This window comes from Undibacterium hunanense (genome assembly GCF_014284335.1).
GTDB lineage: Bacteria > Pseudomonadota > Gammaproteobacteria > Burkholderiales > Burkholderiaceae_D > Undibacterium > Undibacterium hunanense.
On the sequence record NZ_JACOGF010000014.1, the window covers coordinates 139099 to 164588 of the forward strand.

Below are 25490 nucleotides of genomic sequence, written 5' to 3' on the forward strand. Positions count from 1 at the left end.
ACAGTTTATTGTCGCTAAAATCACTTTGTCATCATCCTTTCATAATTGGATGTGACACTCTGCAAGTTCAAATTTTTATGTGATAGACTATTTTCACATATCAAAATTATCTGACTAACCGAACATTTGCCAAGGCATTTGCTTAAGTTTAAAAGATGTCATTAGGAGATAGGCGCACTGTAACAAGTCCGTCTGTTTTTTGTTTGGAAATAGCAATCGTTTGCGCAGTTCGGAATTTTTATTTTTTCAGAATAGCAATCGTTTGCGCGCTCAAATGCAGCGGTACGATATTTCTAATGTGACATGTAATGGCAGATGTTTGTTGTGGAATTACAACCAGTTACAAAAAAAAGCCAAAAATTTGGCATAAAAACGAGCTGTGTAGGGGATGTCATCAGGCAGTTGTGATGGCTTGAGATGATGAACGGGGTTTTGCACTAATTTTTATTTCCATTTGTAAAATGATTCGGGAGCTTCAATGAAACAATCTAACAAATCGTCCGCATTCCCATCGCGTTTGTCGGTGGTAGCGATCGCATGCCAACTGGCAATGCTTGGGATGTCCTCCGCCTATGCACAAACTGAAGAAGTCAAACAAACTGCTGAAACGACAGAAAGTGCTGACGCCAAGCGCGTTACCATTACTGGCCGTAAGGTTGGTACTGGTTTGATGGTGGACGAGGATGCGCCAAAAGCACGTAGTACTGTTACCCGTGAGGAACTGATCAAACAGCGTCCAACCGGCAATGCTTATCAGGCACTGGATCTGTTGCCTGCTGTAAACTCATATAACTATGATGGTACAGGCCTGTTCGGTGGTGGTTTGACATTGCGCGGTTTTAACAGTGACCAGATCGGTTTCACTGTTAACGGCGTGCCAGTCAATGATTCTGGTAGCTTCTCTGTTTTCCCACAAGAATTCGTGGATCAGGAAAACACCTGTACCAACTTCGTTACCCAGGGTTCTACCGACGTTGACTCTCCTCACGTAGGCGCGACAGGCGGTAACATTGGTATTACTACTTGCGAACCAGAAAAAGAGCGCCGCATCCGCGCCATGCAGACATTTGGTTCCCTGAAAATGTACAAATCTTTCCTGCGTTACGACACAGGTCTGATTGGCGACAGCAAAACCCGTTTCTTTATCTCTGCATCCCATGCCCGTTCCGACAAATGGAAGGGCGAAGGCCAGGCTCAACGTAATCACGTAGATCTGGGCGGCCGTATTGACTTTGACCGTTTCAATTACATCAACGGTAACATCCTGGTTAATAGTGCTGTTAACAACAACATCAATTCCATCAGCCTGGCGCAGATGAACCAGTTCGGTTACAACTACGACTTCAGCTCTTCCTTCACACCTGGCCACGTTACGCCAGTTAAAGGTACAGCCCAGGTTGAAGTTGGTCCTAGCCCACAATATTACAAACTGGCAGCCAATCCGTTCCAGAACGTGATTGCTTCGGTGACCGGTCAGTTCCGCCTTGCTGAAAATACAGATCTGAAAGTATTGCCTTACTTCTGGTATGGCTACGGTACAGGTGGTGTACAGCAAAAAGTAGTTGCTGAAAATGGTTTCCTGAATGCTGGCAAATTGACAGGTACTGTCGATCTGAATGGTGACGGCGATACACTCGACCGCATCATCATGGCCGGCAGCAGCGTCACACGTACACAGCGTCCTGGTATCACTGCATCCATCAGCCACACAATGAACAACCACACTCTGTTGGGTGGTTTCTGGTTCGAACAGGCAACACATCGTCAAACTGGTCCTATCGTACCGGTTGATGCGTCCGGCAATTCTACGGACGTCTGGCTGCGTGATGGCATCATCCTGCGTCCGGATGGCACACCGTATGAGTCTCGTGACTGGAAAACCATCAGTACAGCATGGCAGTTCTTCCTGCAAGACACAATCAGCCTGATGGACAATAAACTGTCTATCAATATCGGTGTCCGTTCACCACACGTCAAACGCGACTTCACTAACTATGCGAATGAAGGCGGCACACTGGCCACCTACACGACAACATACAATGTGCAGCAGACTTACAGCGATTTGTTGCCGCAACTGGGTATCAAATACCAGATCGACAATACCAATCAGCTGTACGCAAGTTTGGCTAAAAACATGAAGGCTCCTCCTAACTTTGCGTTTGCGCCTACCAGCAATAACGTACAGTTTGTGAATGGCGTTGCAACGATTACCGGCAATCTTAAAGAAGAAACTGCATGGAATCTGGACGTTGGTTACCGTCATCAAAGCGATAAATTGACAGCGCAAGTTGATATTTTCAACGTGGACTTCAAAAATCGTCAGGGTAATGCTTACGATCCTATCGCCGACAAGAGTATCTATACCAACGTAGGTGCAGTTTCCATGCGCGGTATGGAAATCGAAATGGGTAACAAGCCTATCAATGGTTTGTCTTTCTACGGTTCGGTCAGCTACACACAAAGTAAAGTCAAAGACAATATCGTTTTCAGCAAGACAGCTTTCTTGCCGACATCCGGTAATGAATTCTCTCTGACACCAAACTGGAAATACGGTTTGAGCGCGCAATATGAAACAGGCGCATTCTATGGTCGCTTCAAGTTCAAACACACTAGCGCGCAGTATGCAAGTTTGATGAATGATGAACTGGTACCTTCCTACCATGTGCTGGATTTTGATGCTGGTTATCAATTCCCAAATTGGGGCATGATGAAGAAACCTACCGTTCGCTTGAACGTAAGTAACATCCTGAACGAGCAATATCGCAATCCAAGTTCCGCTACTATCCTGAACACCAAGGCAGTCAATGGTGTTAATGCAAGTACAGCGTTCTACTACCTGGGTGCACCACGCTTTACATCCGTCACACTGTCCGCCGATTTCTAATCGATGGGCATGACGCCGTGAACCTGCAATCTCACGGCAGCTAGATGGTTCCGGGCCTGTAACAACCTTGTTGTTACAGGCCTTTTTCTTTGGTTTTAGAGATAAGTATGTATGCAAAAAAGTAAAATTATCGCCTCCTTGCTGACGGTATCACTTCTCGCAGCCTGCGCCAGCAACCAGGTCGCCGACAAATCTGCGACCACCGATATCACTATCTTCAGCATCAATGATTTTCACGGTAATCTGCAGGCCAGCCAGCCCGTGCCATATACGGCGACCAAGGCGGACCCGGCACGGCCCGGTGAAAAAATTTCCGTACCGGCTGGTGGCTATGCCTATCTCACGAGCAAGCTGAGTGAGCGACGCAAGGCCGTTGCCAACAGTATCCTGGTGGGCGGTGGTGATCTGATCGGTGCGTCGCCGATGGGCTCAGCACTGATGAAGGATGAACCAGTGATCGAGGCCATGAACCGGCTGGATCTGTCTGCCACTGCTGTAGGTAATCATGAATTTGATAATGGCACTGCCGACCTGATGCGCAGGATCAGTGGTAACTGCCCGACTGCAGGCTGTGCTTACCAGGGATTCAGCGGTGCCCGCTTTACCTATCTGGGCGCAAATGTCTATGAGCAGGGTAGCAGCACACCCTGGCTGACACCGTATGTGATCCGTCAGGTAGGAGATGTCAAAGTCGGTTTCATCGGTGCCGTGACTTCAGATGTACCAAACCTGGTGGCAGGTGATGCCGTCAAGCACCTGCGCTTTGAAGATGAAGCCACTGCCATCAACCGCTATGTGCCCGAGCTGCAAAAACAGGGTGTGGCCGCGATTGTGGTACTGATACATGAAGGTGCCATATACAAGGGCGCAGAAAATGATCCGACCTATCGTTGCGAGGGTTTACAAGGCCCTATCATAGAGATCAGCAAAAAACTGGACAGAGCCATCAGTCTGGTCGTGTCCGGGCATTCGCATCAGGGCTATACCTGCAAGATCGACGGGCGACTCGTGGTACAGGGGCGCAGTTATGGCTCGTTTTTGACAGAATCGACGCTGACCATTGATCGCAACAGCAATACGGTGATCAAGGCTGTGGCGGTGAATCATCTTATTGATCAGCAAGTCCTGAAACCGGATCCGGCAGCACAGGTGCTGGTGGATCTGGTAGCAAACCAGACTGCCGGCCTGCGCCAGCGCCCGATCGTCAATCTGAATGCACCTTTGCTGCGTGCTGCTGAAGGTGGCGCATTTGACAGCAGTCTGGGTAACATCATCGCTGATGCACAGTTGCACCATGCGCAGCATATGGGTGGGGGCGATATCGCATTCATGAATGCTGGTGGAATACGCAGTGACCTGCCATCCGGCAAGCCGCAAGGCGCTGTCGCCATCAATTATGGGGACCTGTATGCTGCCCAGCCATTTGGGAACAATCTGGTGCGCATGCGCCTCAGTGGCGCCCAGGTGCTGGGTTTGTTGCAGCAGCAGTGGGAAGGCCGCAGCATTGATGACCCCAAAAAACTGTTTGTATCTCATACCATCACCTATAGCTGGGATCCGCAGGCGACTGCAGAAAAGCGTGTCAGCAGTGTGCTGATCAAGGGCAAGCCACTGGATATGAATCAACAATACCTGGTTGTCGTCAACAGCTTCCTGGCAGATGGTGGTGATGGCTTCAGCATACTGAAGCAAGGCAAGGAGCGCGAAATCGTCGGCCGCGACCTGGAAGCTTTTGAATCGTATGTACGCGAGCAGGGTAGCAAGCTGGGTGAAGTCAGGCGTGATCGTGTCAAACGTGTGGAAGGCAGCACTGCCAAGCCTTGAGTGAGCTGCATCACAGCCCCGATATATCTACAGGGCTGTGATCGCAGTCATATCTTCATATCTGGCTTACAGCAGGCGAATTCCCTGAGGAAATGACATTTTGGTCACACCAATGTTTGGTGTCTGCTCATTTGTAATGGATGATCAAGGGCGCGTGGTCGGAAAAACGTTGCTCTTTATAGATGGATGCCGAGTGCGCTTTCTTACCTATGCCGCCAGTGGCAACGTGGTAATCGATACGCCAGCCGACGTTATTTGCCCAGGCCTGGCCACGATTGCTCCACCAGGTATAGGCATCGCCAGTCGTTTCAGGGTGCAGGTGACGGTATACGTCCAGCCAGCCTTGTTCGTCAAACAGGCGTGTCATCCAGGCGCGCTCTTCCGGCAGGAAGCCGGAATTCTTTTGATTGCTCTTCCAGTTCTTTAAGTCGATTTCCTTGTGGGCGATATTCCAGTCACCACAGATGATGATTTCCCTGCCTTCGGCGATTAATGCTTGCAGATGGGGGAAGAAAGCATCCATGAAGCGAAATTTTGCCTCTTGCCTCTCAGGTGATGAAGAACCGGACGGGCAATACACGGAAATAACCGATAAATTACCAAAATCACAACGAACATAACGTCCTTCGTCGTCGAATTCCTGACAACCGAAACCGATCATGACTGCATCCGGCTGTTTTTTGCTGTAGACGCCTACGCCTGAATAGCCTTTTTTCTCAGCATAGTGAAAATGGCCATGATAAGCATGTGGATTCAAAAAGTCGGGCGTCATGTCTGCTTCCTGTGCTTTCAGTTCCTGCACGCAGACGACATCCGGTTTTTCTTTTTCCATCCATTCAAAAAAACCTTTTTTGGCGGCTGAACGTATGCCGTTCAGATTGGCGGAGATGATTTTGGTCATGATGAGTATGGGTTCCGGATACGAAGTGGAAAAGCATACCAGATGCCAGCCAAGCGTGTGAACTTGGGTGGAGCCGGGTAGTTGATGGTTTATACTGGCAAGCTATTTGCGTACGATTTTAGATTGCTTATGACCATGAATGAAGATCAATTGCGTGCAGAGCTGAAGGCAGTGTATACCAGTTCTTCGTGGAGAATCACTGCTCCGCTACGGCTGGTGTCTCAATTGCTCAAGTCTGGCGGCTGGCAGAAACTGTATCTGGATACCAGGCGTTTGGTCAAAAAAACCAGGGCTCATCCAGTCGAAGTCCGTCCGCTTGAGGTAAAGCGTGATGACACGGAGCGACTTGGTCCTGAAGGCAGAAAAGTATTAATCGAGCTGCAAAATCGAATAAAACACAACAAACATATGGAATAGTGAGCACCATTCGTTATGCGTATCCTAATAGATTTACAGGCATGCCAATCAACCGGTAGCCGTGATCGCGGCATAGGCCGCTATTCCCTTGCCCTCGCCAAGGCCGTGGCAAACAACGCCGGGCAGCATGACATATGGTTGATGCTAAGTGGTTTGTTTCCTGAAACGATACAGCCTTTGAGAAACATTTTTGCAGACCTGGTGCCGAGTGAACAGATAGTTACCTGGCGTACGCCGGCCCCTGTTGCAGAATTGGGGCCAGACAATTATTGGCGTAACCGTACGGCAGAACTGGTCCGGGAGCATGCCCTTGCCAGTATACGTCCTGATTTCGTCCATGTGACCAGCCTGTTTGAAGGTTCTGGTGATGACGCCGTATCCAGTGTCGGTTTGACGGACGAGCGTCTGGTGACAGCCGTTACCCTGTATGACCTCATACCGCTGGTGTACGAAAAGCAGTACTTGCAACACCCATCTCAACGCGCATGGTATTACCGCAAGCTGGCCAGCCTGAAAAGGGCAGATCTGTTACTGGCCATCTCTGATTTTTCGAGGCAGGAAGGTATTGAGTTACTGCAACTGCCGTCTGAACGTGTGGTGAATATTTCATCTGCGGTGGACGAGGATTTTCAGTTATGTATGGGAACGCAGGAAGCGCTCAGTGCAAAGGCAGATTTGCGTAAACGCTACGGTCTGCAGCGCAGTTTCATCATGTATACCGGCGGTATAGATATACGCAAAAATATTGAAGGCCTGATCTCTGCCTATGCAGAATTACCTGTCGCCCTGCGTCAGCAATATCAACTGGCGATAGTATGCAGCGTGCAGGATGCCGTGCGTCAGCGTTTAGGTGCATTGGGACGAAAATTGGGGCTGGCTGAAGACGATGTGGTATTGACGGGTTTTGTGCCAGATGCAGACTTGCCCTTGCTCTATCAGGCATGTGCATTATTTGTATTTCCATCATGGCATGAGGGCTTTGGTTTGCCTGCTTTGGAAGCCATGTCTTGCGGCGCACCGGTGATCGCGTCGAATACCAGCAGCTTGCCTGAGGTGCTTGGTTGTCCGGAGGCTTTGTTTAATCCCAGAGACATCAAATCCATTGCCAGCAAGATGGTTGAGGTACTGCAAAATCCTGCATTTTCTGAACACCTGCGTCAGCACGGTTTAATGCAGGCAAAGAAATTTTCGTGGGATGCATCGGCCAAAAAAGCAATTGAAGCAATACAGCACAGTCATGCCGGGCAGAACGCTGCCGTCAGCGCCAGGCTCACGCAGCATTCGCATAGAACCAAACCCAGACTCGCCTATATTTCACCGTTGCCACCTATGGCTACAGGGATTGCCAATTACAGCGCTGATCTCTTGCCAGAACTGGCTGACTACTACGATATAAGCCTGATTTGTGAACAGGATGAAGTTGTTTCACCCTGGCTCAACGCCAATTTCAGTATCCGTGACATCAACTGGTTCGTCCGTCATGCCGATGAGTTTGACCGTACCGTTTACCATTTTGGTAATTCGCCGGCGCATGCTTTCATGTATCCCCTGTTTTCAGATTATCCAGGCGTGATCGTATTGCATGATTACTTTTTGGGTGATTCTCTGGCACATCTGGAAATGAGCAGGCAGATACCGGGTATCTGGACTTCGCATATGTATTTGTCGCATGCTTATGCGGGGCTGCTGGAGCGACGTGATGCCAAAGATGAAGTTGCCTTGATCCGGAAATTTCCTTGTAGCGGCGGTTTGCTGGACATGGCCGAAGGTGTTATCGTACATTCTGCCCATGCCATGGAATTGGGACGTTTCTGGGGCACTGCACAGCAAACTGCTCACTGGAAGCAGGTTGCGCTGTTGCGCAAAATACCCGTACAGCTGGACAAGCGCCTGGCGCGAGAAGCTCTGGGCTTGAAGGAAGATGATTTTGTCATTTGCTCTTTCGGCATGCTCGGTGCCACCAAACTGAATCAGGTATTGCTGGAGACCTGGCTGGCTTCTTCATTTGCCGGTGATGCCCGTTGTCACCTTGTTTTCGTGGGCAAGAATGATGCGGGCAGTTACGGCGCAAAATTGCAAAAAGATATCCAGAAATGTGCGGCAGCGGGTCGCATCAGTATCACGGGATTTATTGAGCCAACCGCGTATAGCCACTATTTGCAGGCGGCTGACGTGGCGGTTCAATTGCGTACCTATTCGCGTGGTGAAACGTCGGCAGCCGTGCTTGAATGCATGGCCTATGGATTGCCTGTCATCGTGAATCGCAATGGTTCCATGGCAGAGTTGCCGCCAGACTGTGTGGTATCCATTGCGGATGATTTTGTACCATCTGAACTGTTGAAAGCAATAGAACAAGTCCGCCATGACGCATCAGGCCGGCAAGCGATGGGACAAGCGGCGCGCAACATGCTTCAGACGCAGCATGCACCTGCTTTGATTGCGAGAAAGTATTTTGAAGCCATAGAATGGTTTTCTGAAAATGAGCCTTCTGCCCGCTTGCATAGAAGTCTGGACGCGATTGCCAAAGTCACGCCTTTGTCAGCTTCTTTGGAGGATGACTTGCCTGAACTTGCCCGTTGTCTTGTGACGCAGCAAAGACGCACTGGCAAACGCCTGATCATGGTGGATGTAAGCCCGTGGTGCCAGCAAGGAGAGCCGGTTCCACCCGGTTTGAAGTTCTTGCTGGAGCACTTGATGCTGAGCAGACCTGACTTGCGCATAGAGACTGTATTGCACGACGATCACGATTTCCGCTATGCGAGATCCTGGACGTGCAAATTCCTGCACTTGCCTGAATTGAGCCTGCCTGACGATATCGTTGAATTTCAGGCCGGGGATTTTTATCTGGATTTGTGTGGACGTAAGGATTTACAGAACATCGCAATCAGGCTGAGGACGCATATGCTTGAGATAAATCTTGCATGGACCAGCATAGATATAACGGATACAGATATATCTGTGGATGAGGATGCCATAAAGGCAATATTGGCGGAATTTTCCAGGACTGTTTCCACCTGAAACAAACATTAAAACAACAAAGTCACATGATATCCTTGGTATCCGGGTTCCTGGTGACGCAGCTAAACAGAGGTTATTTTGAGCACTTTAAGACAAGAATTCATACAGTTTTCGGTTGAGGCCGGTGTTATACGCTTTGGCGAATTTGTGACGAAGGCGGGACGTACGTCGCCGTACTTTTTTAATGCCGGTTTGTTTAATGATGGCACCAATCTGGGACGCATTGCTGATTTTTATGCGCAGACCCTGCTCGATTCAGGCCTAGAATTTGACATGCTTTTTGGGCCAGCATACAAAGGCATCACCCTGGCTTCAGCAACCGCAGTGGCGCTCGCCCGCAAAGGCAGAAACGTCCCATTTGCGTATAACCGCAAGGAAGCCAAAGACCATGGTGAAGGCGGTAACATCGTTGGCGCAAAGCTTGAAGGCAAAGTTGTTATTATTGATGACGTCATTTCTGCCGGTACTTCAGTACGCGAATCCGTGGAAATCATTCGTCATGCCGGTGCCACCCCATGTGCCGTACTGATTGCACTCGACCGTATGGAGCGTTCGGGCAAGGACGACGCATTATCTGCCCATTCTGCGGCGCAGGAAGTCAGTCAGGCATATGGCATGCCGGTGACCGCGATTGCCAATCTAAACGATTTATTTGATTATTTATCTACAGTCAGTGCCAATGAGCAATTGTCGGTATATAAAGACGCAGTCGAAAATTACCGCAGGCGTTACGGTACGGCTTGAATGATCATTTGAAAATTGTCTTAAAAGCAATGATGGTCGAAATTTTAGTTGTATAAACGATAAAATTTAACATCACTTACAAGCGCTTGCATTAATTTTCCGCAGTGCGGCGAACACTCATTGTATACTGGGCAACTGTGGATAAATTGTGACCGCTGTCACAGATGTTTTCAAAAGAGCGGTCCATTATCTGATTAAAAAAAGAATGTTGAATGTTCGCGGTTGCGAAGAGGTTTTTTGTAATGAGTAAAAAAGCGTTAATCACTGGTATTACTGGTCAGGACGGAGCCTATCTGGCGCAATTGCTGCTGGAAAAAGGCTATACCGTCTATGGCACTTACCGCCGTACCAGTTCAGTTAATTTCTGGCGCATAGAAGAATTGGGTATTGCATCGCATCCGTCATTGCATCTGGTCGAATATGATCTGACGGATTTGTCGGCCAGCATACGTCTGTTGCAAACCACCGGGGTTACGGAAGTATATAACCTGGCGGCACAAAGTTTTGTTGGCGTATCTTTTGAACAGCCGCTGACAACGACAGAAATCACCGGTATCGGCGCTTTGAATTTGCTGGAAGCGATTCGTATCGTGAATACCGAGATCCGCTTTTATCAGGCATCGACGTCCGAAATGTTTGGCAAGGTACAAGCTGTACCGCAAGTGGAATCCACACCATTTTATCCGCGCAGCCCGTATGGTGTCGCCAAGCTGTATGCGCACTGGATGTCGATCAATTATCGCGAGTCATATGGCATTTTTGCCTGCAGCGGTATTTTGTTCAATCATGAATCGCCGTTGCGTGGACGTGAATTTGTGACGCGCAAAATTACTGACTCCGTTGCCAAGATTAAACTGGGCAAACTGGACGTGCTGGAATTGGGCAATATGGATGCCAAGCGCGACTGGGGTTTTGCCAAGGAATATGTAGAAGGTATGTGGCGCATGCTGCAGGCTGATAAGCCGGATACCTTTGTGCTGGCGACCAATCGCACTGAAACCGTACGTGATTTTGTGACCATGGCTTTCAAGGCCGCAGATATCCAGCTAGCCTGGTCAGGCGAAGCTGAAAATGAAATCGCCAGTTGCGCCAGAACCGGCAAGGTGCTGGTGCGCGTCAATCCAAAATTCTATCGTCCTGCTGAAGTTGAGCTGTTGATTGGCGACCCTGCCAAAGCCAGACAGGTATTGGGTTGGGAACCAAAAACGACGCTGGAAGAATTGTGCCAGATGATGGTGGAGGCTGATGTGCGTCGTAACCAGAATGGCGCGTCATTCTGATGACTGCGATGCCGCACGCCCTGATTACAGGCATTAAAGGTTTCACCGGGCGGTATCTCGCACAGGAATTGCAGGCTGCCGGTTATCGTGTATTTGGCACCACCCATGGTGCCGAATCGCAAGGGCAAGACAATTTTTCTGTTGATCTGTGTGATAAACAAAGTTTGCGTCATGTGCTGGAAGAAGTGCAGCCTGATGTGGTTGCCCACCTGGCGGCGATTTCTTTTGTTGCCCATGGTGATGCAGAAGAGATTTATCGCGTCAATGTAGTCGGAACCCGCAATTTGCTGGAAGGTCTGGCGGCACTCGACAAAAAGCCACGCGCTGTGCTGGTGGCGAGCAGTGCCAATATCTATGGCAATACCAGAACAGAAGTGATTCCAGAAACCGAGCCAGCAATGCCAGCAAATGATTATGCTGTCAGCAAGCTTGCGATGGAGCATGTGGCGCGTTTATGGATGGATAAATTGCCCATCGTTGTGACTCGCCCTTTCAATTACACGGGCGTCGGCCAGACGGAAAATTTCCTGCTTCCTAAAATCATTCAGCATTATCGACGCCAGGCAACAGATATCGAACTGGGCAATCTGGATGTCGCCCGTGATTTCTCTGATGTACGCACGGTTGCCGTGGCATATGCGCGTTTGCTGGAACTGGCACCGGCTGGACAGACCTTTAATATCTGTTCCGGCAAAGCATACAGTTTGCGGGAAGTATTGCAGATGGCGGGGGATCTGGCTGGTTATGCCATCAACGTGCACGTCAACCCTGCATTTGTACGTGCCAATGAAGTACATAAACTGATGGGTGATGGTCGTCGCTTGCGCGAATGCATTGGTGAGTTGCCGCAGATCGCCTTGCGCGATACTTTGGCCTGGATGCTTCAGGCAAAGGATGCCGCGTGAACATCGTTCTCTCCATTGAAGCCATACGACCGCCGCTGGCGGGGATAGGCCGATATGCGTGGGAACTGGCGACACGTTTGCCTGCACAACCTGGCATTACGTCCGTGCGATATTTGTCGGATGGCTTTTGGCGCGAGTTACCGCGTATCGAACAGGGACATACACAACTGCCGGTTGTCAGCGCCAGATCAGTCCAGCCCGCCAGACCTGGATATAAAGATCGTCTGCGTCAGCAATTGGGGCGAATGGAGGCATTTTCGCGCCTGTACGGGAAAATCCTGCCGGTACTGACAGGTTATCAGTTGAATCGTGTTTCCTCCAACAGCTTGTTTCACAGCCCGAATTATTTCGTTCCCGAAAGTCGCTTACCCAGTCTGGTGACCATACACGACCTGTCGGTGTACCGATATCCGGATTGGCACCCAAAGTCCAGGGTAGTACGTATGCGTACTGCCATACCGGAAGCCATCGCACGTGCCGATCTGGTGATTACGGATTCATTGGCAACCCGTCTGGAAGTCTTACAAGAATTTGGCCTGAAAGAAGAACAGGTGCAGGCTGTGCCCTTGGGGGTGGATGAGGTTTTTCATCCATATACAGCGACAGATATCGCTCCCATATTGAAAGAATTTGGCTTGCAGCCGGATGGATACAGTTTTTTTGTTTCGACCATAGAGCCGCGCAAAAATCTCACACATTTACTGGCAGCCTATCGTGGACTGCCGCAACAGCTTCGTGACCGCTGGCCACTGGTACTGGTCGGTGGCGAGGGCTGGCAAAGCAAGGCCATACACGACGAGATGGAAAAGGCGCAGCGTGAAGGCTGGCTGAAATACCTGGGTTTTGTCGATCAGCAATTGCTGCCTATACTATATGCTGGCTGCCGTCTGTTTACCTATCCATCATGGTATGAAGGATTTGGTTTGCCGATCGCCGAAGCAATGGCCAGTGGCGTGCCGGTACTGACCTCAAATTGTTCGTCCATGCCGGAAGTTGCCGGTGGCGCGGCCATGCTGGTGGATCCGGCAGATGTGGAATCCATACGGAATGGCCTGCGTCAGGCTTTGGAAGATGAGGACTGGCGGGCTACGGCAAAAGCACGCGGTTTGCAGCGTGCCGCAGAGCTGACCTGGGATGCCTGTGTACGCAACACGGTTGCCGCGTATCAACTGGTTCAATCCGGATAAGGACGGCGCATAGTGAAAGTTCTGCACTTCTACCGCACCTACTACCCCGACACCTTTGGTGGCGTGGAGCAAGTCATACGCCAGATGGCTGTAGGGACGGCGCGGCTGGGTGTGGAAAACGAAGTGCTGACGCTAACGCGCGAGCCGGGCCATCCGCTGATCGAATTTGAAGGGCATAAAGTACATAGAGCCCACCTGAATTTTGAAATCGCTTCTACCGGTTTTTCATGGTCTGCCCTGTCTCGCTTTGTCGAGCTGGCTGCGCAGGCTGATGTGGTGCATTATCACTTCCCCTGGCCATTCATGGACATCGCCCATTTTCTTGGGCGTATCAAAAAACCCAGCGTCGTGACTTATCATTCGGATATCGTACGGCAAAAATATCTGCTGAAGCTGTATGCGCCGCTTAAGCATCAGTTTTTGCGTGATGTTGACCGTATCGTTGCCACTTCTCCCAATTATCTTGCCACCAGCCCGACACTGGAGCTGTACAAGGATAAAACCGAAGTCATTACCTATGGGTTGGACAAGAATATCTATCCGGTTCCTGCACCTGATTTGCTGGCGCACTGGCGTCAGAAAGTTGGTGAAAAATTCTTCCTGTTTGTGGGAATGCTGCGTTACTACAAGGGTTTGCATATTTTGCTGGAAGCGGCAGCCGGTACTGATATTCCCATTGTCATCGTTGGTGATGGCCCGGAAGAAATCGAACTGAAGCGCCAGGCCGAAAGCCTGAATCTGAAGAATGTGCATTTCCTGGGTGCCTTGCCAGAACCGGACAAGGTCGCCTTGCTGACATTGTGCTATGCCCTGGCTTTTCCATCCCACCTGCGTTCAGAGGCATTTGGTATTTCTCTGCTGGAAGGGGCGATGTTCGGCAAGCCCATGATTTCCAGCGAAATCGGCACCGGCACGACTTATATCAACGTGGCAGGCCAGACCGGGCTGGTAGTGCCCCCCAGTGATCCGGCTGCTTTTCGTCAGGCCATGGAATATTTGCTGGATCATCCGCAGGAAGCGGCGCAAATGGGGCAATGTGCCCAGCAGCGTTATGCCGAATTGTTTACTGCGGACAAAATGGCGAGCAATTATGCCCGCCTTTATCAACAGGTCATTGACCAGCACCGTCACCGATAAAAGTATGCTGGCTGCCAGCAGTTGCCAACTGCTGGCGGATAAGTGGGTAATTGGGTAATCTCAGGCAGCTTCCTGCTTATTGATCTGGAATTCACCGCGCAGCCAGGTACTGCCTATGAATTGCGTATGCTCAACATTGATGACATCAAACACCAGCAGATTATCTGACCATTCATAGTTTTCATCGAGATGGGTTTCTGCCTTGGTCAGTGCCGTGGTGACTGAGTAAGACCCCGGTCCCAGAGTACATTCAAATGGCAGTACAAATTCTACGGTATCTCCGGCCAGCAAGCCATGTTGTACCTGGCCGGTATGCCAGGTGTTGCTACCCCAGATAACACTGCCCTGTTTGTCGCGCAGCATCAGGCCCAGCACCAGTTCCGGGATATCGGCACGTAACTGGACTTCTGCCACCAGTTTCACTTTTTGGCCGACCTGGGCTGCGGCCAGAACCTGATCGCTATCCTGATCACGCAGACTCAACCTGGTCACTGAAGCCTGTCCTGTGCCTGAACGGGTTTGCAGCCAGCCCTGTTCATTGCGTTGCTGTTCAATGTCGAGCTTTTCATTTTCCTTGCGTGCAATCATGGCATTGTAAAAATCCACGACTTCATCAGGCGCACCCTGCTTGATGACGCAACCTTTGTCGATCAGGATGACGTGATCACATAAGCTGCGCACGTCACTCATGCCATGGGTGACCAGGATGATGGAGGTACCCTGTTCCTTGAACTGGCGTATGCGGTCAAAACTGCGGTGCTGGAAATAACTGTCGCCCACCGACAAGATCTCATCCACGATCAGTACATCCGGGCGTACTGCCGTCGCGACGGCAAAAGCCAGGCGTGCCTGCATGCCGCTCGAATAGACGCGCAGGGGCTGGTCAAAGAAAGCGCCGATTTCAGCAAAGCTTTCTATGCCCGGCATCAACTGATCCAGTTGCTCGCCGCTAAGGCCCATCAGGCCACCCGCCATATAGGCATTTTGCCGGCCCGAGAATTCAGGGTTGAAGCCCAGCCCCAGTTCCAGCATGGCGCTGATACGCCCACTGACGGCGATATGGCCTGTGGTAGGACGTACCGTCCCGGTGATCATTTTCAGCAGTGTACTTTTACCGGCACCGTTCTGACCGATGATGGCCACGGCCTGTCCGGCGGGTACATTGAAGCTGATATCGCGATTGGCCCAGTATTCATAGGCCGGTTTGACCGGCAGGCCGGCCCATTGCATCAGGCGTGAGAACAGGCCACCGAATTTTGTATAGCGTTTACCTACGCCAGTGACACTCAATACAATTTGACTCATAGCGCATCCACCAGATCTGCGCTGGCACGCCGGAAAATCCAGAAAGAAAATATAAACAAACCTGATGACAACAGGAAAGGAGTAAGCAGATCATGCAGGGAAGGATGTGTGCCGTACAACATCGCATTCTGATAAATTTTGACCAGCGGTGTAATGGGATTCAGGCTCAGCATGGCGGCATATTGTTTCGGCAGGGTATCGCTTAAATAGACTACAGGCGTGAACCAGAACCACAATTGCAGAACAATGCCCATGACCTGGCCGACATCGCGGGAGAACACATTCAGCAAGCCCAGCAAGATTCCCAGGCCAAATGCAAACATGACTATCAACAGCATGCCAATCGGTAAGGCTAACCAGGCCATGGTAGGCATATGACCAAAGAACAGGAAGACCACGGCTATCGCTGCCAGCAGCAAGAGATGATTGAGCAGGGCGCTGCCACCAACAATCATGGGCAGACACATGCGCGGAAATGCAATCTTTTTCAGTGTATTGGAATAGTCGATAAAGACCGTGGTGCAGCGTGTGATGATTTCCGAAAACAGGCCCCAGGCAGACATGCCTGCCATCAGATAAATGGCGTAGGCAGACTTGTTGTCGATGTTTGGCATCTTGGCTGCCAGCACTTCGGATAACACGATGGCGAAGATCGTGGCTTGCGCCAGTGGATTAAGTATCATCCATATGGCACCCAGTTTGCTGCGTGCAAACCGGCCAGAAAATTCGGCCTTGATGGACGATAGAATAAAGTGGCGGTAGTGCCACAGTGAGATAAGTACAGCTTTCAAAACGTTACTTTCCTTAGCGGTAATTAACCCGCGACACGACCATAGATATCATCAAAACGGACGATGTCGTCTTCGCCAAGATAGGCGCCAGATTGTACTTCGATCAATTCCAGATCGGTGTCACCCGGGTTTTCCAGACGGTGTTTGACACCCAGAGGAATATAAGTGGACTGATTGGCCACCAGGGTCATGACATCCTCACCCCGGGTTACCAGGGCAGTGCCACTGACCACGATCCAGTGTTCGGCGCGGTGATTGTGCATTTGCATTGACAGGCGACCACCCGGTTTGACCACGATGCGTTTCACCTGGAAGTGCTCGCCGCTGTCTACGGAGTCATAGTGACCCCAGGGGCGGTAGACTTTGCGGTGATTGTCTGTTTGCGTGTAGTTTTCTTCTTTCAGTCTTGTCACGACACGCTTGATATTCTGGGTATTGGCCTTGTTGGTGACCAGTACTGCATCCGGTGTTTCTATCACGATCACATCTTCCAGACCCAGGCATGCTACCAGACGGCTGTCCGAGATGACGAGGCAATTGCGCGAATCTTCCAGCAAGACGTCGCCATGCACGGTATTGCCGTTGTCATCTTTGTCAGATACTTGCCATACGGCATCCCATGCGCCTACATCCGACCAGCCAGCATCAAATGGCACGACATAGCCGGGAATATTCAGGTCCTTGTCATTACCGAGTTTTTCCATGACCGCATAGTCGATGGAGTCGGCGGGGCAGGACAGGAAGGCTTCTTTGTCCACACGGACAAAATCGCAATCCAGGCTGGCCTTCTGCATGGATGCCTGACAGGCAGTGTACATGGCCGGGTTGAAGTGCTGTATGGCTTTCAGCCAGGTGCTGGCGCGCATCATGAAGATACCGCTGTTCCATAAGTGACGCCCACCTTCCAGGTATTGCCGGGCGACTTCGAGCACCGGTTTTTCTACAAAAGCCTGCAACTCGCGCACTTGCGTATCTGCCATCTGGTCGCCAGTCTGGATATAACCGTAACCAGTCTCAGGGCGGTCAGGAACAATCCCGAAAGTCACCATGGCACCATCCAGCGCCTGCTGCAAGCCGTTTTGTATTGCCTGATGAAAGCCAGGTTTGTCATTGATGACATGGTCTGCGGGCATGACCAGCAACACGGCGTCGCTATCGCTGGCAACGGCAGAAAAAGCAGCCAGTGTCAGTGCTGGTGCTGTGTTACGGCCTGCCGGTTCCAGTAACAGTGCGCAGTTGTTGAAGCCGGCTACACGCAGTTGTTCTGCCGTGATGAAGCGGTATTCTTCATTGCAGACCACGATCATTCTCTGGGCAACACCTATACTGCCATCGAAGTCGCGCACACGCGTGGCGGTGGCTTGCAGCATGGTTTCTTCGCCTATCAGGGCGAGCAATTGTTTTGGGTGCTTTTCACGAGATAGCGGCCATAACCGGGTTCCGGAACCCCCGGAGAGAATGACAGGCTGTAATAACATGTTAACTTTCTTGTGTTCTTTGCCGTTTGGCAGATAATTATAAAATATAAATCTTTTGCAATACGAAGCCCGCGCCTGTGGTTCAGGGTACCGCGGATGTGGGCTGGCGCTGAATAAGCTAAACTGGCGGCATCCGCGCGGCTAAACCACGACTAAGCAATAGCTGCACTGGCACAACAGGATTTCTTGCAGCACGACAGACATTTCGTAGAAGTAAAGCTGGCGTCGATAAATTCGTCGCAGTTTACATCATCATTTATACTTCTACCCCTTTTTGCGGTTCAAAAACTGATCATTTGCCGCCAATTATGAATAAAACACTCTGATTATATGGCGATACAGAACAAATCCGAATCCGAAACGCAGCAACTGGCTGAAAAGGCCAGTGTCATACAGCATCGCAGAAGACATAGCGCTCCTGTGCAAGATATCACCGCACAAGTGGCACCGAAACCATCAAAAGCAAGGGAAGGCAGTGTGAATCCGGACGCCAGCGCAGAAAATCAGAATCCGCAGCCAGCACCGGCACCAGTACCTTCTTCCTCTGGATTCAGGCAAAAAATCCGTCGCATACCGGGGCTTGGCTACGCGCTGGCCTGGTGTAATGCTTTATTGCGGCTTCCCCGGACGCGATTTCAGACCGAGGTCGCATTAACACAATTACACGGACGCATAGATAATTTGCAACAGCAAATCCATGAGCAATTGCAGCGTCATGCTGATTTGCAGCAGCAACTGCACGTGCAAAGCCAGCGCATTGCGGAACTCGAAGCCCCCAGGCTTGCGATGCGCATGGATCAGTATGATGCACTGGACGTAGGTAACCGACTGATGCAGTTTGATCGTTTGCAAATTGGGCGGCAGTTGCGCTCAGTCAATCTGATGATGCGTACCAGCCTGCAAAATGAGCGCAACCAGGTCGGCAATATCAGCAATACGGTGCCTGATCTGACAGCTGTTCCAGCAAATGTATCACTGCCAAAACCAGCGATACAAAGTCCGGTCATGGCCAGCGATTTTGATCAGGATCAGTTTTATCTGGAATTTGAAGCCTTGTTCCGCGGTTCACGCGAAGATATCAAGGGCAGGCTGAAGGTGTATTTACCGTATCTGTCACATATCAGCGCGGAACCCAAAGATCAGCGCAAAATGGTGATCGATGTCGGTTGTGGTCGTGGCGAATGGCTGGAACTGCTGGACGAACACGGCATCCCGGCCATGGGCGTGGATATGAATCATTCCATGGTCAATGCCTGTCTGGATCGTGGCTTTCTGGTACGTCATGCCGATGCCATCGCTTACTTGCGCGAACAGGAGGCAGGCAGTATCGGTGCCGTGACCGGTTTTCAGATTATCGAACATCTGCCATTTGAGCAATTGATTGCCTTGTTTGATGCTGCCCGTCACGCTCTTTGTCCTGGTGGTGTCATTATTTTTGAAACGCCGAATCCGGAAAATCTGAAAGTCGGCGCGTGCAATTTTTATTTTGATCCTACGCATTTGCATCCGATTGTGCCGCAAGTGGCTGAATTCATGGCGCGTCAACGTGGATTTTCTCATGCCGAGATTTTGCGTTTGCATCCCTACCCGGATGACCACTTGTTGCACGGTGGAACAGCAGTAGAAGCAGTGATCAACAAAGAGTTGTTCGGTGCTCAGGATTATGCAGTCATAGGTCGTAAATAAGATGCAAATACATCAATTCAGCCCTTCCTGCGGGAGAGGTGACGGCGTCAGCAATGGTATGTTTTTTACCCGCAGTCTGTTGCGGGAAATGGGATTTGAATCAGATATTTTTTGCGATCTGGTGCAGGATGAAGTGCGGGACGAAGTCCGGCACATGAGTGAACTGGAACTGGACAGCAGCGATATCTTGCTGGTGCATCACAGTCTGGGATATGAAAACTGCGCATGGCTGGCAGAAACGAAAGCCCGCAAGGTGCTGGTCTATCACAATATTACCCCGCCTCAGTTTTTGCCAGAAAACGGTTTGCCTGAACTGAGTATTCTTGGGCGCGAGCAACTAAAATTGTGGATGCCTGATTTTCAGGCGGCGATTGGAGATTCTGATATCAATTGCGCTGAACTGCGTGATGCCAATTACCTGAATATTGCGACCATACCTTTGTTGGTGGATGTGACGCGGTGGCAGGGGCATAGCTACCATGTTGAACGGATCAACAGTTTGCGTGGCGCGCACAATATCCTGTTTGTCGGGCGTTTTTGTGAGCACAAGCATCAACTGCAGTTGGTCGAGATGTTGCAGGAGTTGCGCTATTTTTCGCGTCAGCCGGTACGTCTGATTCTGGCCGGTGGTGTCACCAGCATGCCTTATGAACAGCAGGTGCGCGAGCGCATCCAGCAACTGGATCTGAACGCACAGGTAGTGATTACCGGAAAAGTGGATGAGGCTGATTTGCTGGCCTTGTACCGCAGTGCCGATGTGTATGTGAGCCTGAGCGAGCATGAAGGTTTTGGCATGCCGTTGATTGAAGCGATGTTGCATGATGTGCCCGTGATTGCCCGTACTACGGACGGTGTCAGCGCCACCATGGGTGCCGCAGGCATCCTGCTGGATGCGGATGTCAGCCCGACAACCTGTGCCGCGCATGTGCACATGGTGTTGAGCGAACCTGCATTGCGCCGCCATATCATCGCAGCCCAAAGAAAAAATATACAACGTTTTTCCAGAGAGCAGATAAAGCAGTCTTTACAGACATTCTTGCAGCGAATGGATGTGTCCATTCCTCAATTGAATGCAGTTTCAGCGACCAGTTCTGCTGCCAGATGGCAGATGGAGGGGCCGTTTGATTCCAGTTACAGCCTGGCGATTGTGAATGCGGAACTGGCTCGTGCATTGTCGCCGCAAATGGAAAAACCGATTCGCCTTGGCCTGCGTAGCCGTGAAGGGTATGGTGATTTCGCCGCATCTGAGAGTTTTCTCGCAGCCAACCCCGATTTGGCTGCCATGCAAATGGTCACCCTGAACGCAAAGGATATGCCCGATCTGGTGTTGCGTAACTGCTATCCGCCGACACTGGATGACATGCAGGCCAGAGTGCGGGTAGTGCATTCTTATGGATGGGAAGAAACCGGTTTCCCGGCCGGATTTGTGAATGAATTCAATCGCAAGCTGGATCTGATTACGGTGGTATCGCGCTTTGTCGGCAAGGTGTTGCGTGACAGCGGTGTACGGGTACCGATTGCTGCGGTTGGCAATGGCGTCGATCATTTGCTCAATATCGTTGCTGAACCGCTGGCCCCAGACCTGTTATCTGCGCTGAAGACCTATCGTTTCCTGCATATTTCCTCCGCTTTTCCGCGCAAGGGTGTGGATGCTTTATTGGCGGCTTATGGCCAGATTTTCCGGGATACGGATGATGTCAGTCTGGTCATCAAGACCTTTCCCAATCCGCACAATGATGTCGCTGAACAACTGCTTAAAATGCAGCAAGATGATGCTCACTATCCACATGTGTGCGTGATTATGGAGGATTATTCCCAGGGACAGATACGGGCCCTGTACGAGGCATGTGATGCCGTCGTTGCCCCCAGCCGTGGTGAAGGTTTCGGTTTGCCGGTAGCAGAAGCCATGTTGATGAAATTACCCGTCATCACCACGGCCTGGAGTGGGCAGATGGATTTCTGCGATGAGGGCAAGGCCTGGCTATGCAACTATCATTTCGCCAAATCGACATCGCATTTCAGTTCCTCGCATTCGTCCTGGGCTGATCCGGATGTTGATCATCTGGCTGCCCTGATGAAAGAAGTGCATGCCAGCCCCGCCGGTCTGATTGCTGCCAGGACAGGGGCCGCCTATGATTACATCTCTCAACACTATGCCTGGGCGAATGTTGCTGACCGGACGCGGCAGGCGATTGCCGCACTTGAACAGCAGCCACTATTGCGCAAGGAGCCTCGCATAGGCTGGATCAGTAGCTGGAATGCACGCTGCGGTATTGCTTCTTATTCCTCATTTCTTTCTTCCGGCATGCCGGCAGACAGGCTGATGTTCCTGAGTAGTTATATCCCGGAAAGAACGGCCCGCGATGCAGATAATGTCATTCGTTGCTGGGAAGCCAGTATGGAAGAGACACTGGAATACGCTTACCTGAATATTCAGGAACAAAAGCTCGAAGCCATCGTGATTCAATACAATTTCGGTTTCTTTCCTTTATCCGCTTTGGCCAGGCTGATAACGCGTCTGCATGCAGAACATATTCCGGTATATGTTTTCTTCCATTCCACTGCAGATGTCAATTATGAACAGGAAGTGATTTCTTTGCGAAATATCGTGCCCGAATTGAAAATGGCGGAGCGTTTGTTCGTGCACGGCATTGGTGATTTGAACAGACTCAAGGATTTTGGAATAACAGATAATCTGGTTTTCTTTCCGCAGGGACTGATGCCTGCCCAGGCGCGTGCATCTTCACTGATAGACGCACGGCATCTTGAAGGTAAGAGGGTTGTTGCTGCCTATGGCTTCTTGTTGCCGCATAAAGGCATACAGCCCCTGATCAAGGCGTTTGCCATGCTGGCAAAGGACAATGAGGATTATCATTTGTTGCTGGTGACTTCCCTGTATCCAGGGGGTATTTCGCAACATGAATATCAGCAATGCCGTCACCTGATGCATGAACTGAACATACAGGACCGCGTTACTTTCCTGACAGACTACCTGACGGATGAAGTAAGTCAATCCTGGTTACAGCAGGCCGACCTGATTGTCTATCCTTACCAGCAAACACAGGAGTCTTCCAGTGCTGCCGTGCGTATGGGGCTGGCATCCGGGTGTCCTGTCGCGGTTACACCGTTGTCAATTTTTGACGATGTGAAAGAGGCGGTACACATCCTGCCAGGAACTGAGCCAGAAGATCTTGCACGCGGCATTACGGCGATTCTGGATGACCAGCAGGCCTTGAGTGAGAAAGCGGCTCAGGCTCAGGCATGGACCGCAACGCGGCAATGGCCGGCTTTGTCGCAGCGCTTGTTGAATATTATCGACGGCGTGGCAAATACGCTGGATATCGAAATTGGCAGGTTGTAAGCCGCTTGATACTGGCGATTATGCCTGCGGTCAGTGGCCGCAGGCGGTTTGTGGTCTTGAGTGCAATAGTTGTATCAGCCGGGCAGTATGTTTGCTTCTGGCCCAATCCTGCAAATGATGATCGGTATCGAAAAACCAGCCTGGCGGGTACATGAAATCTTGTGGTTTGCCTAGAAATTCCAGGCCAAGTTGTTTCAGCCGGTTTGGCAATTGCGTGTAGAACACCTGGTCCTCAGGGTCAGTATCATATTTCGCATGGTGTAACAGTACCGTTGGTACGGCAATCAGGCAGATTTGCTGATTCTTTGCCCATAGGGCGTAGTCTGCGATGCTGCTCCAGCCACCGGTTTCGGTATCGGCCCTGCGGCCGTAATTCCAGGCTTTGGCTGCCTTGACAGCGGCGATGTCACCGGGTGACCGCTCAGCCGGGCTGGTGTGGGTCTGATCGCCTCGTGCGTCCAGATGGTGGGCACCATAAGTGCCATTGGTGACGGGCAGGTCTGGCAGATGGCGCAAGCCATTCAGCAAACGCTCTGCACTCAGGCCCGCTGCAAATTTTAATTGACCTGTACGGTCCAGACTGCGCCAGTAATCAAGATCGCGGCCCATGACATAGTCAATTACCTGGGCATTGGCTTTACCTTCATCCAGATACAAAGCATATTCCATGGGCATCAGAATAATGTCACCCGGGCGGGCCACCCGTTTGGAGACGTCCAGTATGTAAGGCAGGCCAAGCCCTGCATTGACGCCAAGATTGATGACCGGGCGCTGCCAGTCTTGTTCCAGCATGCCCGAATCGATGCCAAACATGGCATTTGAGCCAGCCACGATCAGGACACGCGGCCCGCTGGCTTGTTGTGCTGCGTGTATTTTGTGCTGATAGGCATCGAATACCCAGCGTGAGCTGGAAGTGCCTGAACCTAGCTGGTATTTAATGCCTATGATCCATACAACCGACCATATGAGAAAGATGCTTGTGGCACTGATCCAGAATTTTTTCATGCTCTGACTTCCTCAAAAATTGAAGTAGAGAAATTCTGTGGCGGGCCGCACGGCCATCCATTTCAGCGCCAGCCAGAAACAGGTGCCGCAGCCTATGCCTAGTGCGATCTGCATTCTTGCACCTATGGTCTTGAGGCGGACATTGGCATTGGCATCATAAGAAAGCAGTTGCACCGAATTTGGCAGGCACCAGACGGTCAGCAGTCCTATGCCTATCCATGCCCACGCCAGGTCTGGGGAGGCACTTAGCAAGCCTTCTGCCAGTTGTGCCGGGGCATGCCAGGGCAGGGCAGGCATGGGATTGCCAGAGAAGGGTTGTAACAGGGCGGCATACATGTGCCATGCGCTGTTCATGTCGTTGGCCCTGAACAGTATCCATGCAAATGCGACCAGTAAAAATGTCAGGACGGTCATGATGGCATCCGGCAGGGTTTGCCATGCTTTTGCCAGTGTGGGTCTGCTTTTCAGCAAATGATGCCAGAAATGATTGATGAGCAGCATGCTGCCATGCAATGCGCCCCACAACATGAAGTTCCAGCCTGCACCGTGCCAGATGCCTGCCAGCAGCATCGTCAGCCAAAGATTCCGATAACGCTTGAATTCACCATGGCGATTACCGCCCAGGGGGATATACAGATAGTCACGCAAAAAACTCGAGAGTGTCATGTGCCAGCGGCGCCAGAAATCGATGATGGATGTCGCTTTATAGGGAGAAAAGAAATTGACCGGCAATTTGAAGCCAAACATCAGGGCCAGACCAATGGCCATGTCCGAGTAGGCTGAAAAATCAAAATACAATTGCAGTGTATAGGCCAGCATGGCTTGCCAGGCCGCCTCACCACCAGGAGTAGCTTGTTTTGCCAATTCAAATACCGGGCTGGCATAGCGTGCCAGGCTATCGGCCAGGATGGTTTTTTTGAACAAGCCCAGTGCCAGAAAAGAAAAGCCGGTTACCAGTGCTTCTTTTTGTGAAAACAGGGGATTGCTGTCGGTATTGGCTTGTGCAATCAGTGGCTTGTGATGCACGATGGGGCCTGCGATCAATTGCGGGAAAAAGGAAACAAAGAACAGGTAGTCGAGTGCGTCATGCCTTTGCACTTGCCCACGCCGGCAATCGACCAGATAGGCAATTTTCTGGAAAGTCACGAATGAAATCGCCAGCGGCAGGACGATAGGGTCGAAGGGTGGTGCCGCCTGAAACAGTCCAAACAGGTTTGCCGCAAGAAAATACGTGTATTTGAAACCCCCGAGTACCAGCAAATTGAAGCCTATGCCAAGCTTTAACCATAGCCCGGCACGCGCCTCGGCAGCCTGCTGACGGGCATGTAAAATACGGCCGCCCAGCCAGAAATTGATACTGATGGAGGTCAGCAATACTGCCAAATAACGGACATCCCAGACTGCATAAAAAAACAGGGAAGCGATGACCAGCCAGCTCAGGGCGATGCGCAGGCCAGCCCTTTTTTGCAGGAAGAGCCAGACGGCCAGTGTGACTGGCAAAAAGGCAAACAAAAAACCAAATGAGTTAAATAGCATCGTCAGCCAGGCGATGTAGCGTCACTGAGAG

At 50.9% G+C, this 25490-nt stretch carries 17 protein-coding genes; 11 read left to right on the top strand and 6 right to left on the bottom strand.

Going from position 1 to position 25490, the window contains the following annotated elements; genetic code table 11:
• Positions 1-478: 478 nt before the first annotated feature.
• Entirely contained in the window at positions 479-2884 is a 2406-nt protein-coding gene (locus H8L32_RS22670) for a TonB-dependent receptor (protein ID WP_186949662.1), read from the top strand.
• A 111-nt stretch (positions 2885-2995) separates the two neighbouring features.
• The gene (locus H8L32_RS22675) at positions 2996-4708 is read left to right on the top strand and encodes a bifunctional metallophosphatase/5'-nucleotidase (RefSeq protein ID WP_186949664.1); all 1713 of its coding nucleotides are present in this window, start codon (positions 2996-2998) and stop codon (positions 4706-4708) included.
• A gap of 127 nt (positions 4709-4835) precedes the next feature.
• Here the strand turns inward: H8L32_RS22675 and H8L32_RS22680 are convergent, their stop codons facing one another.
• Entirely contained in the window at positions 4836-5609 is a 774-nt protein-coding gene (locus H8L32_RS22680; RefSeq protein ID WP_186949666.1) for an exodeoxyribonuclease III, read from the bottom strand.
• Positions 5610-5744: 135 nt separating this feature from the next.
• Here H8L32_RS22680 and H8L32_RS22685 point away from each other — a divergent pair, with 135 nt between their 5' ends.
• The 7 genes from H8L32_RS22685 to H8L32_RS22715 all read left to right on the top strand — a co-directional run bounded on the left by H8L32_RS22685 (position 5745) and on the right by H8L32_RS22715 (position 14297).
• On the top strand, positions 5745-6026 hold the full coding sequence (locus H8L32_RS22685) for a hypothetical protein (protein ID WP_186949668.1): 282 nt from the start codon (positions 5745-5747) through the stop codon (positions 6024-6026).
• A 15-nt stretch (positions 6027-6041) separates the two neighbouring features.
• Complete coding sequence (locus tag H8L32_RS22690) at positions 6042-9044, top strand: glycosyltransferase (protein ID WP_186949670.1); 3003 nt, start codon at positions 6042-6044, stop codon at positions 9042-9044.
• 78 nt (positions 9045-9122) lie between these two features.
• Positions 9123-9788, top strand: coding sequence for an orotate phosphoribosyltransferase (gene pyrE, locus H8L32_RS22695; RefSeq protein ID WP_186949672.1), 666 nt, complete (start codon positions 9123-9125; stop codon positions 9786-9788).
• A gap of 242 nt (positions 9789-10030) precedes the next feature.
• Positions 10031-11068 (top strand): GDP-mannose 4,6-dehydratase, encoded by a 1038-nt coding sequence (gene gmd, locus H8L32_RS22700; protein WP_186949674.1) that lies wholly within the window; start codon positions 10031-10033, stop codon positions 11066-11068.
• Between the two features lie 8 nt (positions 11069-11076).
• Positions 11077-11973: a GDP-mannose 4,6-dehydratase gene (locus H8L32_RS22705; protein ID WP_222619465.1), complete on the top strand. Its 897-nt coding sequence runs from the start codon at positions 11077-11079 to the stop codon at positions 11971-11973.
• A complete protein-coding gene (locus tag H8L32_RS22710; protein WP_186949678.1) occupies positions 11970-13160 on the top strand; it encodes a glycosyltransferase family 4 protein in 1191 nt (396 codons plus the stop codon). Before H8L32_RS22705 ends, H8L32_RS22710 begins: the two co-directional genes overlap by 4 nt.
• A 12-nt stretch (positions 13161-13172) precedes the next feature.
• Positions 13173-14297: a glycosyltransferase family 4 protein gene (locus H8L32_RS22715; RefSeq protein WP_186949680.1), complete on the top strand. Its 1125-nt coding sequence runs from the start codon at positions 13173-13175 to the stop codon at positions 14295-14297.
• A 60-nt stretch (positions 14298-14357) separates the two neighbouring features.
• Here H8L32_RS22715 and H8L32_RS28220 read toward each other — a convergent pair whose 3' ends face one another.
• From H8L32_RS28220 to H8L32_RS22730, 3 genes are read right to left on the bottom strand one after another with little or no spacing between them, the layout of a single operon-like run.
• The gene (locus H8L32_RS28220; RefSeq protein ID WP_186949682.1) at positions 14358-15602 is read right to left on the bottom strand and encodes an ABC transporter ATP-binding protein; all 1245 of its coding nucleotides are present in this window, start codon (positions 15600-15602) and stop codon (positions 14358-14360) included.
• A complete protein-coding gene (locus H8L32_RS22725) occupies positions 15599-16393 on the bottom strand; it encodes an ABC transporter permease (RefSeq protein ID WP_186949684.1) in 795 nt (264 codons plus the stop codon). The genes H8L32_RS28220 and H8L32_RS22725 overlap by 4 nt, the downstream gene beginning before the upstream one ends.
• 23 nt (positions 16394-16416) lie before the next feature.
• Complete coding sequence (locus H8L32_RS22730) at positions 16417-17871, bottom strand: mannose-1-phosphate guanylyltransferase/mannose-6-phosphate isomerase (protein WP_186949686.1); 1455 nt, start codon at positions 17869-17871, stop codon at positions 16417-16419.
• A gap of 330 nt (positions 17872-18201) precedes the next feature.
• Between H8L32_RS22730 and H8L32_RS22735 the strand changes: the two genes are divergently transcribed.
• On the top strand, positions 18202-19557 hold the full coding sequence (locus H8L32_RS22735) for a class I SAM-dependent methyltransferase (protein ID WP_186949688.1): 1356 nt from the start codon (positions 18202-18204) through the stop codon (positions 19555-19557).
• Between the two features lies 1 nt (position 19558).
• Positions 19559-22918, top strand: a complete 3360-nt coding sequence (locus H8L32_RS22740; protein WP_186949690.1) for a glycosyltransferase — start codon at positions 19559-19561, stop codon at positions 22916-22918.
• A 30-nt stretch (positions 22919-22948) separates the two neighbouring features.
• On the opposite strand, the gene H8L32_RS22745 is transcribed toward H8L32_RS22740, so the two are convergent.
• On the bottom strand, positions 22949-23923 hold the full coding sequence (locus H8L32_RS22745) for a hypothetical protein (protein ID WP_186949692.1): 975 nt from the start codon (positions 23921-23923) through the stop codon (positions 22949-22951).
• Between the two features lie 12 nt (positions 23924-23935).
• On the bottom strand, positions 23936-25459 hold the full coding sequence (locus tag H8L32_RS22750) for an MBOAT family O-acyltransferase (protein WP_186949694.1): 1524 nt from the start codon (positions 25457-25459) through the stop codon (positions 23936-23938).
• Positions 25460-25490: the final 31 nt, after the last annotated feature.

Bases quoted from the DNA above. Each gene is read 5' to 3' on its own strand.
- H8L32_RS22670 (WP_186949662.1), top strand. From the start codon at position 479: ATGAAACAATCTAACAAATCGTCCGCATTCCCATCGCGTTTGTCGGTG.
- H8L32_RS22675 (WP_186949664.1), top strand. From the start codon at position 2,996: ATGCAAAAAAGTAAAATTATCGCCTCCTTGCTGACGGTATCACTTCTC.
- H8L32_RS22680 (WP_186949666.1), bottom strand. From the start codon at position 5,609: ATGACCAAAATCATCTCCGCCAATCTGAACGGCATACGTTCAGCCGCC.
- H8L32_RS22685 (WP_186949668.1), top strand. From the start codon at position 5,745: ATGAATGAAGATCAATTGCGTGCAGAGCTGAAGGCAGTGTATACCAGT.
- H8L32_RS22690 (WP_186949670.1), top strand. From the start codon at position 6,042: ATGCGTATCCTAATAGATTTACAGGCATGCCAATCAACCGGTAGCCGT.
- gmd (WP_186949674.1), top strand. From the start codon at position 10,031: ATGAGTAAAAAAGCGTTAATCACTGGTATTACTGGTCAGGACGGAGCC.
- H8L32_RS22705 (WP_222619465.1), top strand. From the start codon at position 11,077: ATGCCGCACGCCCTGATTACAGGCATTAAAGGTTTCACCGGGCGGTAT.
- H8L32_RS28220 (WP_186949682.1), bottom strand. From the start codon at position 15,602: ATGAGTCAAATTGTATTGAGTGTCACTGGCGTAGGTAAACGCTATACA.
- H8L32_RS22730 (WP_186949686.1), bottom strand. From the start codon at position 17,871: ATGTTATTACAGCCTGTCATTCTCTCCGGGGGTTCCGGAACCCGGTTA.
- H8L32_RS22735 (WP_186949688.1), top strand. From the start codon at position 18,202: ATGGCGATACAGAACAAATCCGAATCCGAAACGCAGCAACTGGCTGAA.
- H8L32_RS22740 (WP_186949690.1), top strand. From the start codon at position 19,559: ATGCAAATACATCAATTCAGCCCTTCCTGCGGGAGAGGTGACGGCGTC.
- H8L32_RS22745 (WP_186949692.1), bottom strand. From the start codon at position 23,923: ATGAAAAAATTCTGGATCAGTGCCACAAGCATCTTTCTCATATGGTCG.
- H8L32_RS22750 (WP_186949694.1), bottom strand. From the start codon at position 25,459: ATGCTATTTAACTCATTTGGTTTTTTGTTTGCCTTTTTGCCAGTCACA.